Raw genomic sequence first — 13,795 nt, 5'->3', positions numbered from 1 at the left:
CTATTCGCAGGCGACCCCGTCGCGGTCGCCGTCCATCTGCTCGCGGTAGCCTGGCTGGCCGGATCGCAGCGGCGCGGCCCCGGCCGCCCGGGCAGCGGCGCAGTTCGCGTAGAACACGGCCGCAGGGGCCGGCGCTGCGGGGCCCGGGGCTGCGGGAACTGGCGCCGCCGGGGACGGCGTGTTGGGGGTGGCCGTACCTGTGCCGGCAGGGATTGTTGCGTCCGGGCAGCCGCCGAGGATCCGTGCCATCGCATCATGCTCGGCTTGGGTGATCCAGAGGCCGTAGCCGGACTTGACGGAGATCTGCCGGGCAACATAGTCGCAGCGGAAGGCTTTGTTTGGCGGCAGCCAGGTGGCGGCGTCGCCGTCGCTCTTTTGCTGGTTGTTGGGGCCGTCCACCGCGAGCAGGTTCAGCGGGTCGTTGGCCAGGGACAGCCGCTGGGCCGCGGTGAGTTGCTGGGCGCCCTTTTGCCAGGCGTCGCTGAGGGCCACCACATGGTCAATCTGTACGGCGGCGCTGGTGGTGCTGCCGCGGAGGAAATTGATCAGGGTCCCCGTGTACGGGTCGTTCAGGACGCCGGAGAGGACCACACACTCCCCGGTGCCGGGCTTGAGGGCGAGGGCTGTCAGGTCCCGGCGCAGCACATCGTTGCGGGTGTCGCACCCGTTGCGGTCGACGTCGGCCCAGGCCTGGCCAAACTCTTCGCGTGAGTAACCCGTCTTGGGTGCCCGGCCCTTGACCGGAATCGTGGCCAATTCGTCCAGGGCGTTGCCGGCGCGCGGGCCGGCGGTGATGTCCGCGGGCGAGGTGGCCGGCGCCGGCGTCCCTGGCTCCGCCGGTGCTGTAGCGCCTGCGGTGGCCGCCGGGGCGGCGGCCGGACCTGTCCCGGGTGCGGCGCAGGCCGTGGCTGAGACCAGCAGCAGTCCCGCCAGGCCGGAAACGATCCAGTCGACGGCGCCGGATGCGCCGCTGCTGCGCGTTCTGAGTGTGTGCATTTTGTCCCCATATTGTGCTGGTGCCCCGGATCTCCGCGGGCCGGCTAAAGCCGGTCCCAGCCTACCGGCGCGGGAAACAACCCGGGCACGGCCTGGCCGGTATCAGGCGAGGAGCAGTGCCACGCAGATCATGGCGGGCACTGCGACGACTGTGGTGACGAGCACGGTGTCCTTCGCGACCGTGAGCCCGGTCTGGTAGCGGCTTGCGGCAACGAACACGTTCTGCGCCGTGGGCAACGCCGACGTGACCACCACCGCAAATAGCTCTTGCTCTTCCATGCCAAGGAGGAAGCGCGCGAAAACGTAAGCCAGCGCGGGATGCACAACGAGCTTGAACCCGCTTGCCAGCAGGGTGTCGAGACGCCGGCCCGCAGAGGCCTGCAGGGGCCGGGACCCATTGAGGCTCATGCCAAAGGCGATCAGCATGGCCGGAATCGCGGCGCCGCCGATCAGGTGGATTGGCTGCATCACGAGATCGGGGACCCGCCAGCCGGTCCCCGCCACGAGCAGGCCGAGTCCGGAGCCCACGATCATCGGATTTCGCAGGATCATCAGCCCGAAACCCAGCGGTGTGGTCCGGTGGTTGCTTGTCGTGGCGTCGAGGGCCATCAGGAACAGCGGCGTGAAGAAGGCCAGCTGGAAGATCAGCAGGGGAGCCACGTAGCTGGCGTCGCCAAGGACGAAGGCGGCGATCGGGATGCCTAGGTTGGCGGAATTGGCCAGCGAGGCGCCCATCGAGGACATCAGCGATTCCGGCACGGAACGCTTCAGGAGGACGCGGACAATGACGAAGAAAAGCGCCGCAGTGGTGATGGCACCGGCTGCTGTGACCAGCAGGGGCGCCGCGAAGACGTCGTCCAGACGAGCCTTGCCGAGCGTTTCGAAAAGCAGTGCGGGGCTGGCAACAAAGAAGGTCAACGCACTGAGCACGGAGCGGGCGTTCGTACCCAGGATCCCGCGCCGGCCGACGAACATGCCCACCAGGATGATGCACCACACCACAAAGAATCCGGCGAGAACGCCTAGCATGTGGTGGCCGTCGGCGTCAGGCATAGGGTGGCAGTCACCTGCCAAGAGTAATCAGCTTTATTTACTCCTGGTGCCCGTTACGGCGTGGACACTCCGCCGGCGCGGCGGCTCGGCGTCAGCTAAGTGTTGCGTTATCCAGCGCGAACGGCGGACGCATGGTCCCCGGCGTATGAGCCTCCGCGGGGTCGGAGCCGATCTGGACGATGTTGTTGTCCTTATCCACATGGACCACCCTGGGACGATAGGCCTTGGCCTCGTCCGTGGTCATTTGGGCGTAGGTGATCAGAATGATGATGTCGTTCTCGTGCATCAGGTGTGCGGCGGCACCGTTGATGCCAATGACCCCGGAACCGCGCTCGCCGGCGATTGTGTACGTCTCAAGCCGGGCACCGTTGGTGACGTCGACGATGGATACCAGCTCGCCGGGAAGGATGTCGGCGGCGTCCAGCAGATCCAGGTCCACGGTGACCGATCCGACGTAGTGGAGGTCCGCGTGCGTGACCGTGGCGCGGTGGATTTTGGACTTGAATATTGTGCGGTTCATAACGCCACCAGTCTAGCGCCGGTCCGCCGGCGGCGCTGTGCGCCAGGGGGCGCCGACCCGCCATATTACGGGCCCGCGGGCGGGATGGACGCGGCGGTCTCGGCCAGGATCTCTCGCGCGGCCAGGATTGCCGGGCGCTTGACGCTGGAACGCCGCACCGAAGTGAAGATGGTCCGGTGCGGATCACCCGGCAGGGTGATCAGATCCGCCGTCGTGCCTCTTCCGGTCCAGACGAGGTCAGGCATAAGGGCCACGGCGTTGCCGGATTCGATCAGCCGGATCTGCGCCTGCAGGTCAGCCGTTTCGAACCGGACGTCGGGCTCAAAGCCGGCGCTGCGGCAAGCCTGCTCTGCCCAATGCCGCGACGCGGCCCCGCGGGGTTCCATCACCCACGCCATCCCGGCGGTCTCCGCGAGGGACGTTATTGCCGCGCGGTCGGCGGCGGCGGGCGGAACCGCGAGGCGGATCGCATCGCCTGTGAGCCGGACGCGGTCGAGCTCGGCATACCGGGGTGCTGCGTGTCCGGGGTACTGCTCGGCAATCACCAGGTCGAAATCGCGGGCCCACGTTTCGTGGAGTGCCGTTTCGGGTTCCTGCTGGGTCATTTCAACCCTCACCTCGGGATAGCGTGAGGACATACGGGTGAGCGCGTCAGGCATCAGTGCCAGCGCCGCGGACTGGAAAACGGCCATCCGAACGGTGCCGGTCACTGTCGTGAGGGAGGCTGCCAGGTCCGCCTCGGCCTGTTCCAGCGTTTCCAGCAAATGGGCCGTGTGGGCTACCAGGACTTCGGCCTGCGGGGTGAGCTGAACCCGGCGACCGGTTTTGCGAAGCAGTTCGACGCCGGCCTCCTTTTCCAGCAGTGCCAGCTGCTGCGACACCGACGACGGGCTGTACTGCAGCGCTTCCGCTACCGCGACCAGGGTGCCGCGGATTTTCAGTTCGCGCAACAGGCGCAATCGCCGGACATCCAGCATCGCTATTCCTTTGTGAAATCTAATGGTTATTGATTAGGAGAATTCACTTTATCTAATGCAATCCGGCTTGCATACTGTTGTCGTTGAGTTACCCCCATCACAGGGTGGGTTGATGGGTGCCACACCAAACGGGAGACCCTGAAAATGAACGCACAAGACATGACCAGGTCGATCTTGCGGCGCAAGCCAATCGACGACATCGAGGAAGAAAGCCTTCATAGCGGGCTCTTCAAGAGCCTTGGGCTATGGCAGCTGACGGCCATCGGCGTCGGCGGTATCATCGGCGTCGGCATCTTTTCCCTGGCGGGCCTGGTGGCCCATGGCAGCGAGTCCGAACCCGGCGTCGGACCGGCCGTACTGTTTTCCTTCCTGATCGCGGGCCTCGCCTCCGCGGCTGCCGCGCTGTCCTACGCGGAATTCGCCGGAATGATCCCCCGGGCCGGCTCGGCATACACGTACGGCTACGTGGCCCTCGGGGAAATCATCGGCTGGTTCATCGGCTGGGACCTGCTGCTGGAGTACATTGCGATCGTGGCTGTTGTGGCCATCGGCATTTCCGGGTATTTCGATGCGTTCCTGACCGGCATCGGCGTGCACATGCCCGCCTGGATGACCGCGACGCCGGACGAGGGCACCGGGGGAATCATCAACCTCCCGGCGATCGCCGTCTGCCTGCTCGTGACCTGGATCCTGTCCCGCGGCACCAAGACTTTTGGCCGCTTCGAACTTGTAGCCGTAGGGATCAAGGTCGTCCTGATCCTGTTCATCATCGGCCTGGGCATCTTCTACATCGACACGGGGAACTACAACCCGTTTATGCCCAGCGGCTTCGGTCCGGTGGTGGCAGGCGCGGCCACCGTGTTCTTCGCAGTGTTCGGATACGACGCCATGAGTACCGCAGCGGAAGAGGCGACCGACGGCAAAAAGCACATGCCGAAGGCCATCATTATGTCCCTGATCATCGCGATGCTCCTGTACGTTGCCGCCACCCTGGTGCTCACCGGCATGCAGAATTTCAAGGACATCGACCCCAAGGCCGGCTTCGCCTCCGCGTTCAACGGTGTCGGCCTGCCGGTCATCGCCACGATTATCTCGGTCTTTGCCGTGCTGTCGATCCTGACCGTGATGCTCACCTTCCTGCTCGGCGTCACCCGCGTCTGGTTCTCGATGAGCCGCGACGGCCTGCTCCCCGGCTGGTTCGCCAAGACCGACCGCCACGGCACCCCGCAGCGCGTGACCTGGATTGCCGGCGTCGCTTCGGCACTGCTGGCCGGGGTATTCCCGATCAAGGCAGTCGCCGACCTGACCAACATCGGCATCCTGGCCGCGTTCGTCGTCGTCTGCTTCTCGGTGATCGTGTTCCGCTACAAAAAACCCGACGCCCCGCGCACGTTCCGGCTGCCGCTGATGCCCCTCGTTCCGGCCTTCGGTGTACTGGCTTCCGGGTTCCTGATGTTTCAACTGCACTGGGAGACCTGGCTGCGATTCGGCGTCTGGCTCGTCGTTGGTCTTGTCATCTACTTCGGCTACGGCCGAAAGCACTCACTGATGAATCCCGACAGCCCCCGGCACGAAGAAGCCGTGGAGATGCACCGCCACATCGGCTAGCCCCGACGCTCCCTCAGCTCCGGTCGTGTTTCCCCCGACGCTCCCTCAACTCCGGTCCACGATCGGCGAACCCTCTCTCATCTTGTGGGAGAGGGTTTCGTGGTTTCCCGACGGAAGTGAGGGAGGGCCGTGCGAATCAGCGCCGGAGGTGAGGGAGGGTCGTTTGGCGGGGCGGGCAAAACGTTCGATTTTCTGACCAGTATTGCTCGAAAAACATCGCTTTATCTTATGAAAATCCGGTCGCATACTGAAACAAGAACGGTCCACATTTTTGAGAAAGAACGAGTGCAGCCATGACCAACGTTTCAACGGAGTCCGGTGTGAAGGCCGGCAACGCGGCCGAGCAGGCAACCTTTTCGGACGACTCTGCGGTCCTTGAGGCCACCGCCCTGTCGGAAGAGACGATCGGGTTGGTGCGTCGCTGGCTGTCCGCGGCGGCAAGCGTTCCGGTTGATGCCTCGGCCGCCCAGCTCGCCGGGGTGTTGAAGGACCCGAACGGCCTCGACTTCACCGTCGGATTCGTCGACGGCGTCGTCCGTCCCGAGGACCTGGGAGTTGCAGCGCGGAACCTCGCGGCGCTGGCACCCAAGGTGCCCGCTTTCCTGCCCTGGTACATGCGCGGCGCCGTCCGGCTCGGCGGCACCATGGCCCCGTTGCTGCCGCGCTTGGTTATCCCGATCGCACGCCGGGTGCTGCGTGAGATGGTGGGGCACCTGATCGTTGACGCGACCCACGCCAAGCTCGGTCCCGCCATCGCGAAGATCCGCAAGGACGGCATCAAGCTCAACGTCAATCTCCTGGGCGAGGCAGTGCTCGGTGAGCACGAGGCCTCCCGCCGGCTTGAGGGCACCCATACGCTCCTTGCCCGTCCGGACGTTGACTACGTCTCGATCAAGGTTTCCTCGACGGTCGCCCCGCACTCGCCGTGGGCGTTTGATGAGGCCGTGGAGCATGTGGTGGAGAAGCTGACCCCGCTGTTCGCCCGGGCGGCGTCCTTCCCGGTGGCGAAGTTCATCAATCTGGACATGGAGGAATACAAGGATCTGGATCTGACCATCGCGGTCTTCACCCGGATCCTTGATAAGCCCGAGTTCAAGAACCTGGCGGCCGGCATTGTGCTCCAGGCCTACCTCCCGGACGCGCTGTCTGCGATGGTCAGGCTGCAGGACTGGGCTGCCGCGCGCCGCGCCGGCGGGGGTGCCGCGGTCAAGGTCCGTGTGGTGAAGGGCGCGAACCTGCCGATGGAGCAGGTCGAAGCGTCATTGCATGACTGGCCGCTCGCCACCTGGGGAACGAAGCAGGATTCGGATACCAACTACAAGCGCGTCATCAATTACGCGCTGCACCCGGACCGGATCGGGAACATCCGGATCGGTGTGGCCGGTCATAATCTCTTCGATATTGCGTTCGCCTGGTTGCTGGCCAAACAGCGCGGTGTGGAGTCCGGGATCGAGTTCGAGATGCTGTTGGGGATGGCCCAGGGCCAGGCGGAAGCGGTCAGGAAGGACGTCGGTTCGCTGCTGCTCTACACACCAGTGGTGCACCCGGCCGAGTTCGACGTCGCGATCGCGTACCTGATCCGCCGCCTCGAGGAAGGCGCCAGCCAGGAAAACTTCATGTCCGCCGTGTTCGAACTCGGGGGGAACTCCCCAGAAAGCCGCTCCCTCTTCGAGCGAGAGAAGGAGCGCTTCCTCGCCTCCCTCGCCGACTTGGACGGCACGGTGCCCGGCCCGAACAGGCGGCAGAACCGCGCACTCCCGGCCATGCCGATGCCGCGCGACGCCTTTGCGAACACCCCGGACACCGATCCGTCGCTGCCGGCGAACCGCGATTGGGGCCGGGCCATCCTGGAGCGGGTTCCGCACTCGACTCTGGGCAACGCGGCCGTGGAAGCGGCCACCATCCATGACGAGGCTAGCCTTGAGACCGTCATCGCGACCGCCGTGGCGAAGGGCAGGGCCTGGGGCGCACTGTCCGGAGCCGAGCGGGCCGAAATCCTGCACCGCGCCGGCGACGTCCTGGAATCCCGCCGCGCTGAGCTGCTTGAGGTCATGGCGAGCGAGACCGGCAAGACCATCGACCAGGGTGACCCCGAGGTCAGCGAGGCGGTTGACTTCGCGCACTACTACGCCGAATCGGCCCGCAAACTCGACGACGTCGACGGCGCCACCTTCGTGCCGGCCACACTCACGGTCGTGACGCCGCCGTGGAACTTCCCGGTAGCCATCCCGGCCGGCTCTACCCTCGCGGCCCTGGCCGCAGGCTCCGCCGTTGTCATCAAACCCGCCAGGCAGGCTTGCCGCAGCGGCGCCGTGATGGTCGAGGCCCTGTGGGAAGCCGGCGTCCCGAGAGACGTCCTGACCATGGTTCAGCTCGGCGAGCGGGAGCTGGGCCGGCAGCTGATCGGCCACCCCGCGGTGGACCGGGTGATCCTCACCGGCGGCTACGAAACGGCCGAATTGTTCCGTTCGTTCCGCCCGGACCTGCCCCTGCTCGCCGAGACCAGCGGTAAGAATGCCATTATTGTGACCCCGAGCGCGGACCTCGACCTCGCCGCCAAAGACGTCGCGTACTCCGCGTTTGGCCACGCCGGGCAGAAGTGCTCTGCGGCCTCGCTGGTGATCCTCGTCGGCTCGGTGGCGAAATCCAGGCGCTTCCACCACCAGTTGGTCGACGCCGTGACGTCCTTGAAGGTGGGGTACCCGGAGGATCCGGCCAGCCAGATGGGCCCGATCATCGAACCCGCCAACGGCAAGCTGCTCAGCGCCCTCACCACACTCGGCGAAGGCGAGTCCTGGGCAGTGGAGCCCCGGAAACTTGATGACACCGGCAGGCTCTGGAGCCCGGGCGTGCGCAACGGCGTGCGCCGCGGCTCATATTTCCACCTCACCGAATTCTTCGGCCCCGTGCTCGGGGTTATGACCGCGGACACCCTGGACGAGGCAATCGCGATCCAGAACCAGATCGACTACGGCCTCACGTCCGGTCTGCACTCCCTGGATCCGGAGGAAGTCGGCTTGTGGCTTGACACCGTCCAGGCGGGCAACCTGTACGTCAACCGCGGTATCACCGGCGCCATTGTGCAGCGCCAGCCCTTCGGCGGCTGGAAGAAATCCGCCGTCGGCGCCGGCACCAAGGCCGGCGGTCCAAACTACCTGACCGGACTCGGCACCTGGACCAGCAAGCCCAGCTCCGCGGCCCGAAGCACCGAACCAGGGCACCCTGGCGTCCAGCGGATCCTGCAGGCTGCCCGGAGCGAGATGGCCGCCGTCGAATTCGAATCATTGCAGCGTGCACTGGGCTCGGACGCCCGCGCCTGGGCGGACGAGTTTGGCACCGCCAGGGACGCCACCGGGCTGGCCGCCGAGCGGAACATCTTCCGCTACCGGCCCCTGCCCGTGACCATCCGCCGCTCCGACGCTGAACCCCTCACCCACCTTGTCCGGACCGTCGCGGCCGGAGTCCTCGCCGGCTCAACCCTGACGGTGTCCAGCGGCGAGGCGCTGCCCGCCAAGCTGCACACGGTCTTCTCCGGCCTCGGCATCGACACCACAGTGCAGAACGACGCCGACTGGCTCGCCGCCGCGAAGACAACAACAACCACACGGATCAGGCTCCTTGGCGGCAACCACACAGTCCTGGCCCAGGCCACCGGCGGACGCCCCGATCTCGCCATCTACCACCAGCCGGCTACCGAATCCGGACATGTTGACCTGTTGCCCTTCCTGCACGAGCAAGCCATCAGCATCACCGCCCACCGGTTCGGCACCCCCAACCACATCACCGACACACTGATCTAGGGCATTGCCCCCGGGAGGCGGATTAAACGAGCCGGGCGACCACCCTCCAATAGTGGTCGCCCGGCTCATTGATTTTGGGGCGCGGCGTGCCCCGGACCGGACTCAGCCGAAGTACCAGCCTGGCGGAACCCACGAGGCAGGCACCGCATGGGCGGAGAAGTCGTCGCATCCGGAGCAGAAGTAGGTGACTTCGCCCAGCTTGTTGATGGAGCCGTCCCTCCGGTGCGTGGCAGGAACAAATGTCTCAAGGTAGATGAACTCGTCGTTCCCGCAGCGTTCGCAGAACGGGCTGCCCACGTAATCGGCCTCAACAAGGGTGGGCAAGTGAGGGTTCAGCTGGCCCCCGCGGGGGTGGTGGGCGGATGAGCCGCGGTGCACGGCTTGGGAGAGCGGGCTCGCAGTCTTCAGGCCACCGCCTGACGATACTGCGGTGAGCGGACTGTGGTGGGGGTTATTGGCTGGCGTCATTGTCGGCCTATCCCGAACGCCTCCGGAAGTCGCCGTGCGGCAGACCCAGGTACAGCATCCGTTTGTTGAATCGGTGTAGTTGGCCGCTGCTTGACCGTTAACGTACTCAGGATATGCCACGAATCCGGGTGGATCAATGGTATGCGTAAGTATGCAATCCAAGTAGGTACAGCGCCGGGTCGCGTAGGCCGCAACGGATCGGCGCAGGCGCTGGGCAGGTATCCCCGGCTGCGCCGCTGCTTCCGGCCCCGACGCCGGCGGGTCCGTTCAAGCGGAGCGCTTCAGCGGCCGGCCGGCGATCGTCTGGGTCAAGGCCTCAATCACCTCGGTGTTGGCCAGCGGATTTCGGATCAGGGTGAAGTCCACGTCGCCCACCGGGGGCAGGTCAAAGCGCCGGGTGATGATCTTGAGGTCCTCCGGCACCAGCGAGGACGGCATGACCGCCACCCCGATCCCGGCCCGGACCGCGGCCAGCACCCCGCTGATCTGCCGGGTTGCGCAGGTGATCCGCCAAGTCCTGCCAGCGGACTCCAACGCGTCGATGGCCAGCTTCCGGCTGAGGCTGGGGGCGGGGTAGGCAATCAGCGGCACCGGCTCGGTCGGATCCAGCGAGGTCTGCTCCAAGCCGACCCAGGCGAACGAGTCCTGCTGCACTACCGTGCCGTCCTTGGCCCCGGCAACCCATTTGACGAAGACCAGGTCCAGTTGGCCGGCATTGAGCCGCTTGTAGAGCTGGTCGCTTTGGCCCACTGTCAGTTCCAGGTTGATCTGCGGGTAGACCTGCCGAAACTCCCGCAGGATCCGCGGGAGCCCGGTGATGGCCAGGTCGTCGGCGGTACCGAAGCGCAGCCGCCCGCGCATGGCCGATCCGGAGAAATAGCGTGCCGCCGCATCATGGGCGGAGAGGATGCTCCGGGCGAAACCTGCCATCGCGTCCCCGTTGTCGGTGAGGCGCACGTCCCGGGTGTCCCGCGCCACGAGGACCCGTTTTGCGGCGGTCTCCAGCTTGCGGACATGCTGGCTGACCGTCGGCTGTGCCAGGCCCAGCCGTTCCGCGGCCTTGGTAAAGCTCAGAGTCTCAGCCACGGCCAGGAAGGACCGCAGCTGGGCAGGTTCAAACATGAGGCCTCCCGGGCCGTGCGCGCGTTCCCGCATCCCATTGCGTTACGTAATGCGAGTTATGCGGTGAATAAGCTTCCACAATCTATTGCGGCCAGCTTAGCGTTAAGGCATCCCCATTCACCCCGCTCCCTTGAGGACATTCCGTGGCACCCCCACCGCCGTTAGAGGCCACCGTCACCGCACTGCCAGACGCCGTTACCCAGCCTGTCGCCGTCGTAAGCCAAAGGCTGCCGTGGCGCCACACCTTCATATCGTTGAAGGTCCGCAATTTCCGCATCTTCGCGATCGGCCATTTCATCGCCGTCATCGCCCTCTGGATGCAGCGGATTGCGCAGGACTGGCTGGTCCTCCAACTCTCCGGTTCCGTCACCGCCGTCGGGATCACCGTCGCCCTGCAGTTCCTGCCATCGCTCTTTCTGGGGCCGTGGGCAGGGATGATGGCGGATCGGTTCGCGAAGCGCAGGATCCTGATGCTGTGCCAGTCAGTGGCGGCGGCGCTGGCGGCCGTTCTCGCCGTGCTGGCGCTCAGCCAGCGGATTGAGGTGTGGCACGTCTACGTCATCGCCCTGGCGTTGGGCCTGGTGACCGTGCTGGACCAGCCCGCGCGGCAGGTCTTTGTCAACGAACTCGTGGGCCCGGCCTATCTCCGGAACGCCATCAGCGTGAATTCCACAACGTTCCAGCTCGGCGGGCTGATCGGACCCGCGCTCGCCGGCCTGCTGATCACCGCGGTGGGTGCCGGCTGGGCATTCGCCGCGAACGCCGTCGCGTGCTGCTCGACAGTTGCCATGCTGCTCACGTTGCGGAAGGACCAGCTGCACACCAGCGCACCCGTGCCCAAGCGCAAGGGAATGCTGCGTGAAGGGCTGAACTATGCGCTGAGCAAACCAACCATCTACTGGCCGTGGCTGATGGCGGCCTTCGTCGCTGTGTTCGCGATGAGCCTGCCGGTGTTGCTTGCCGCTTTCGCGGACCGTGTGTACGACGTCGGCGCCGGCGGCTACGGGGTGCTCAACGGGACGGTGGCCCTCGGGGCGCTGGCCGGGGCTATCACCTCCGCCCGCCGGCGTGAGCTGCGGCTGCGTTCGGTGATGCTCGCCGCCGGAATGTACGGGCTTATGCTCTGCTTGGCGGCGCTGGCGCCTTCCATCGAATGGTTCGCGGCGGCGATGGTGCTGGCCGGGTTCTGGTGCCTGATGTTCCTGACCGCCGCCAACCAGTTGGTCCAAATCAGCTCAAACATGGCAATCCGCGGACGCGTGATGAGCCTGTACATTATGGTCCTGATCGGCGGGCAGGCCATTGGCGGGCCCATGCTCGGCTGGCTGGCAGAGCACGTGGATCCGCACACGGCCATCCTGGTTTCCGGCGCGGTACCGGCCCTGGCAGCCGCGACGGTCGCCGTTGTGCTGGCCCGCCGCGACCAGCTGATGCTCCGGGTGGACCTGCGGGACCGGCGCAGACTCGTCAAGATCGTCCGCAGGGCTGCCGGTCCGGCGACAGGGCAGTACCCGGGCGGGCGGCCGGCTGCCGCCACACCCTAACGTTGCGCACGGCAGATCGAGGGCCGCTGCTTGGATCCGCGCAGCGGCCCTCGGTTTTTGTAGCGGAAACCCCGGCCGGTCAGCCTGCCAGCGGGCCGTGCGGGTACGCCGGATGCCGTTGCTGGAACTGAAGTACGTCCGGGTTGAGGACGACTCCGTCGCGGACCTCGATGGCGCGCCGGATGGTCTCGTTCGCGGCCCACTCCTCGGGTCCGCTGATCACGGTTTCCAGGAAGGGCAGCAGCGCCTCGCTGATTTCCCAACTGGCGGAATTCCACAGGTAGGACGGGCTGTGGTCCACGCCGTAGTAGGCGATATGGTCCCCGACGGTGAACATCGGCTCGGCAAACGTGGTGCTTTTCGCCCAGCTGAAGCCCATACCCTCATCGCAGGACACGTCCACGATCAGGCTCCCGGGCCGGAACTTGTCGAGATCCTCCGTGCGCAGATACGTCAGTGGTGCGTTCGGATCCTGGAGTGTGCAGTTGACGACGATGTCCGTCCCGGCGAGGAACGGTGCGAGCGGCACGCGGCCGCGCTCGGTGATGACTTCGCTCAGGAACGGCGCCTTGTCGCTGTGGTCGAACTGCGCGATCCGCACCGAATGGATGGGGGAGCCAACCGCGGCAACCCCGCGGTTGGTCAGGACCTGGACGTCGTGTACGCCATGGGCGTTCAGCGCCGTGACCGCACCGCGCGCCGTGGCCCCGAAGCCGATCACCACTGCGCTCAGCCGGCGGCCGTAGTCTCCGGTGGAACCAGTTAGGCCCAGGGCGTGCAGCACCGAACAGTAACCGGCCAGTTCGTTGTTCTTGTGGAACACGTGCAAGCCGAAGCCGCCGTCGCTGGCCCAGTGGTTCATCGCCTCGAACGCTATCAGCGTGAGCTTTTTGTCGATCGCCAGTTGGGTGATGGCCCGGTCCTGGACGCAGTGCGGCCAGCCCCAGAGGACCTGACCGTCCCGGAGTTCGGCAAGGTCTTCGGGCTGCGGTTTGGGCAACAGGACGACGTCGGCCTCGGCGAGAAGCTGGGCGCGTGGGACGATGCGCCCCACCAGCGGTGCCAGATGGGCATCCGAGACGCCGAAGCGCTCGCCGTAGCCCTCCTCCAGAATGAGCTGCCGCTGGAGTTCCGGGGCTATGCGGTCCAGGTGGAGAGGGTGGATCGGGAGGCGCTGCTCGTCAGGTTTCCGGGTGCTGGCAAGCACTCCGAGGGTAAGACGGTTCGTCGGACCGCTCACTTTTTCTTCGGACTGGCCGGCTTCGAGCCGGTCGCCTTGTCCAGGGAGCTTGGCGGCAAAGCGGCGGTCCTTTTCTCGGCACGCTTTTCCTTCAGGGATTTCCCGGATTTCTTGGATGCTGCTTGACGGGGGGACTTGTCAGCCATGATCGCTCCTGTAGCGGAACCGAAGAGGTTCCTGACTTCGAACCATACAGGCACGGACCTAACGGCCCGGAGGGGTCCAAGGCGCAGAAACCCTGGCGAAGTGGAGCGGCTGACGGGAATCGAACCCGCGTATCAAGCTTGGGAAGCTAGCGCTCTACCATTGAGCTACAGCCGCAGTGGGAACGGCCGAAATGCTGAAGCCGGTCCCGGGGAACAACGAGATTTACCTTACCCCAGCCACGCGCGTTCGCCGAACACGTCGCCCCTGCGACATCGTGGCCCGGCGCTCCCCGGCTGGCCACACCCGGTCGCTACACCGGC

The 13,795-nt window shown here is 65.8% G+C and carries 10 protein-coding genes and 1 tRNA gene; 3 read left to right on the top strand and 8 right to left on the bottom strand.

The features are described 5' to 3' along the window. The 4 genes from QK287_RS02360 to QK287_RS02345 form a co-directional block, all read right to left on the bottom strand. Nucleotides 1-996, bottom strand: coding sequence for a DUF1524 domain-containing protein (locus tag QK287_RS02360; protein ID WP_282359012.1), 996 nt, complete (start codon nucleotides 994-996; stop codon nucleotides 1-3). Between the two features lie 102 nt (nucleotides 997-1,098). Beyond that, nucleotides 1,099-2,025: an AEC family transporter gene (locus QK287_RS02355; protein ID WP_226775495.1), complete on the bottom strand. Its 927-nt coding sequence runs from the start codon at nucleotides 2,023-2,025 to the stop codon at nucleotides 1,099-1,101. Nucleotides 2,026-2,140: 115 nt separating this feature from the next. Beyond that, complete coding sequence (gene panD / locus QK287_RS02350; RefSeq protein WP_226775203.1) at nucleotides 2,141-2,569, bottom strand: aspartate 1-decarboxylase; 429 nt, start codon at nucleotides 2,567-2,569, stop codon at nucleotides 2,141-2,143. Between the two features lie 65 nt (nucleotides 2,570-2,634). After that, entirely contained in the window at nucleotides 2,635-3,546 is a 912-nt protein-coding gene (locus QK287_RS02345) for a LysR substrate-binding domain-containing protein (protein WP_226775204.1), read from the bottom strand. Between the two features lie 144 nt (nucleotides 3,547-3,690). Here QK287_RS02345 and QK287_RS02340 point away from each other — a divergent pair, with 144 nt between their 5' ends. Together QK287_RS02340 and QK287_RS02335 are read left to right on the top strand one after the other, a co-directional pair. Next, nucleotides 3,691-5,154 (top strand): amino acid permease, encoded by a 1,464-nt coding sequence (locus tag QK287_RS02340; RefSeq protein WP_226775205.1) that lies wholly within the window; start codon nucleotides 3,691-3,693, stop codon nucleotides 5,152-5,154. Between the two features lie 293 nt (nucleotides 5,155-5,447). Further along, nucleotides 5,448-8,954 (top strand): proline dehydrogenase family protein, encoded by a 3,507-nt coding sequence (locus QK287_RS02335; protein ID WP_282359011.1) that lies wholly within the window; start codon nucleotides 5,448-5,450, stop codon nucleotides 8,952-8,954. Nucleotides 8,955-9,056: 102 nt separating this feature from the next. Here the strand turns inward: QK287_RS02335 and QK287_RS02330 are convergent, their stop codons facing one another. After that, the gene (locus tag QK287_RS02330; protein ID WP_226775207.1) at nucleotides 9,057-9,422 is read right to left on the bottom strand and encodes a hypothetical protein; all 366 of its coding nucleotides are present in this window, start codon (nucleotides 9,420-9,422) and stop codon (nucleotides 9,057-9,059) included. A gap of 267 nt (nucleotides 9,423-9,689) precedes the next feature. After that, nucleotides 9,690-10,544 carry a LysR substrate-binding domain-containing protein gene (locus QK287_RS02325; RefSeq protein WP_226775208.1) on the bottom strand — a complete coding sequence of 285 codons (855 nt, stop codon included), beginning with the start codon at nucleotides 10,542-10,544 and terminating at the stop codon, nucleotides 9,690-9,692. Between the two features lie 143 nt (nucleotides 10,545-10,687). Here QK287_RS02325 and QK287_RS02320 point away from each other — a divergent pair, with 143 nt between their 5' ends. Continuing rightward, entirely contained in the window at nucleotides 10,688-12,088 is a 1,401-nt protein-coding gene (locus QK287_RS02320) for an MFS transporter (protein ID WP_282359009.1), read from the top strand. Between the two features lie 79 nt (nucleotides 12,089-12,167). Here the strand turns inward: QK287_RS02320 and QK287_RS02315 are convergent, their stop codons facing one another. Continuing rightward, nucleotides 12,168-13,328, bottom strand: a complete 1,161-nt coding sequence (locus QK287_RS02315; protein WP_226775210.1) for a N(5)-(carboxyethyl)ornithine synthase — start codon at nucleotides 13,326-13,328, stop codon at nucleotides 12,168-12,170. 247 nt (nucleotides 13,329-13,575) lie between these two features. Next, a tRNA-Gly gene (locus QK287_RS02310) sits at nucleotides 13,576-13,649 on the bottom strand. Between the last annotated feature and the right edge of the window lie 146 nt (nucleotides 13,650-13,795).

It is taken from the genome of Arthrobacter sp. AL05, assembly GCF_029960715.1.
In the GTDB taxonomy this organism is placed as follows: Bacteria; Actinomycetota; Actinomycetes; order Actinomycetales; family Micrococcaceae; genus Arthrobacter.
This window is presented reverse-complemented; position numbering and strand designations above follow the sequence as displayed.

Excerpts from the sequence above, each read along its gene's own strand:
- QK287_RS02360 (WP_282359012.1), bottom strand. The coding sequence starts at position 996 with ATGCACACACTCAGAACGCGCAGCAGCGGCGCATCCGGCGCCGTCGAC.
- QK287_RS02355 (WP_226775495.1), bottom strand. The coding sequence starts at position 2,025 with ATGCTAGGCGTTCTCGCCGGATTCTTTGTGGTGTGGTGCATCATCCTG.
- panD (WP_226775203.1), bottom strand. The coding sequence starts at position 2,569 with ATGAACCGCACAATATTCAAGTCCAAAATCCACCGCGCCACGGTCACG.
- QK287_RS02345 (WP_226775204.1), bottom strand. The coding sequence starts at position 3,546 with ATGCTGGATGTCCGGCGATTGCGCCTGTTGCGCGAACTGAAAATCCGC.
- QK287_RS02340 (WP_226775205.1), top strand. The coding sequence starts at position 3,691 with ATGAACGCACAAGACATGACCAGGTCGATCTTGCGGCGCAAGCCAATC.
- QK287_RS02335 (WP_282359011.1), top strand. The coding sequence starts at position 5,448 with ATGACCAACGTTTCAACGGAGTCCGGTGTGAAGGCCGGCAACGCGGCC.
- QK287_RS02330 (WP_226775207.1), bottom strand. The coding sequence starts at position 9,422 with ATGACGCCAGCCAATAACCCCCACCACAGTCCGCTCACCGCAGTATCG.
- QK287_RS02325 (WP_226775208.1), bottom strand. The coding sequence starts at position 10,544 with ATGTTTGAACCTGCCCAGCTGCGGTCCTTCCTGGCCGTGGCTGAGACT.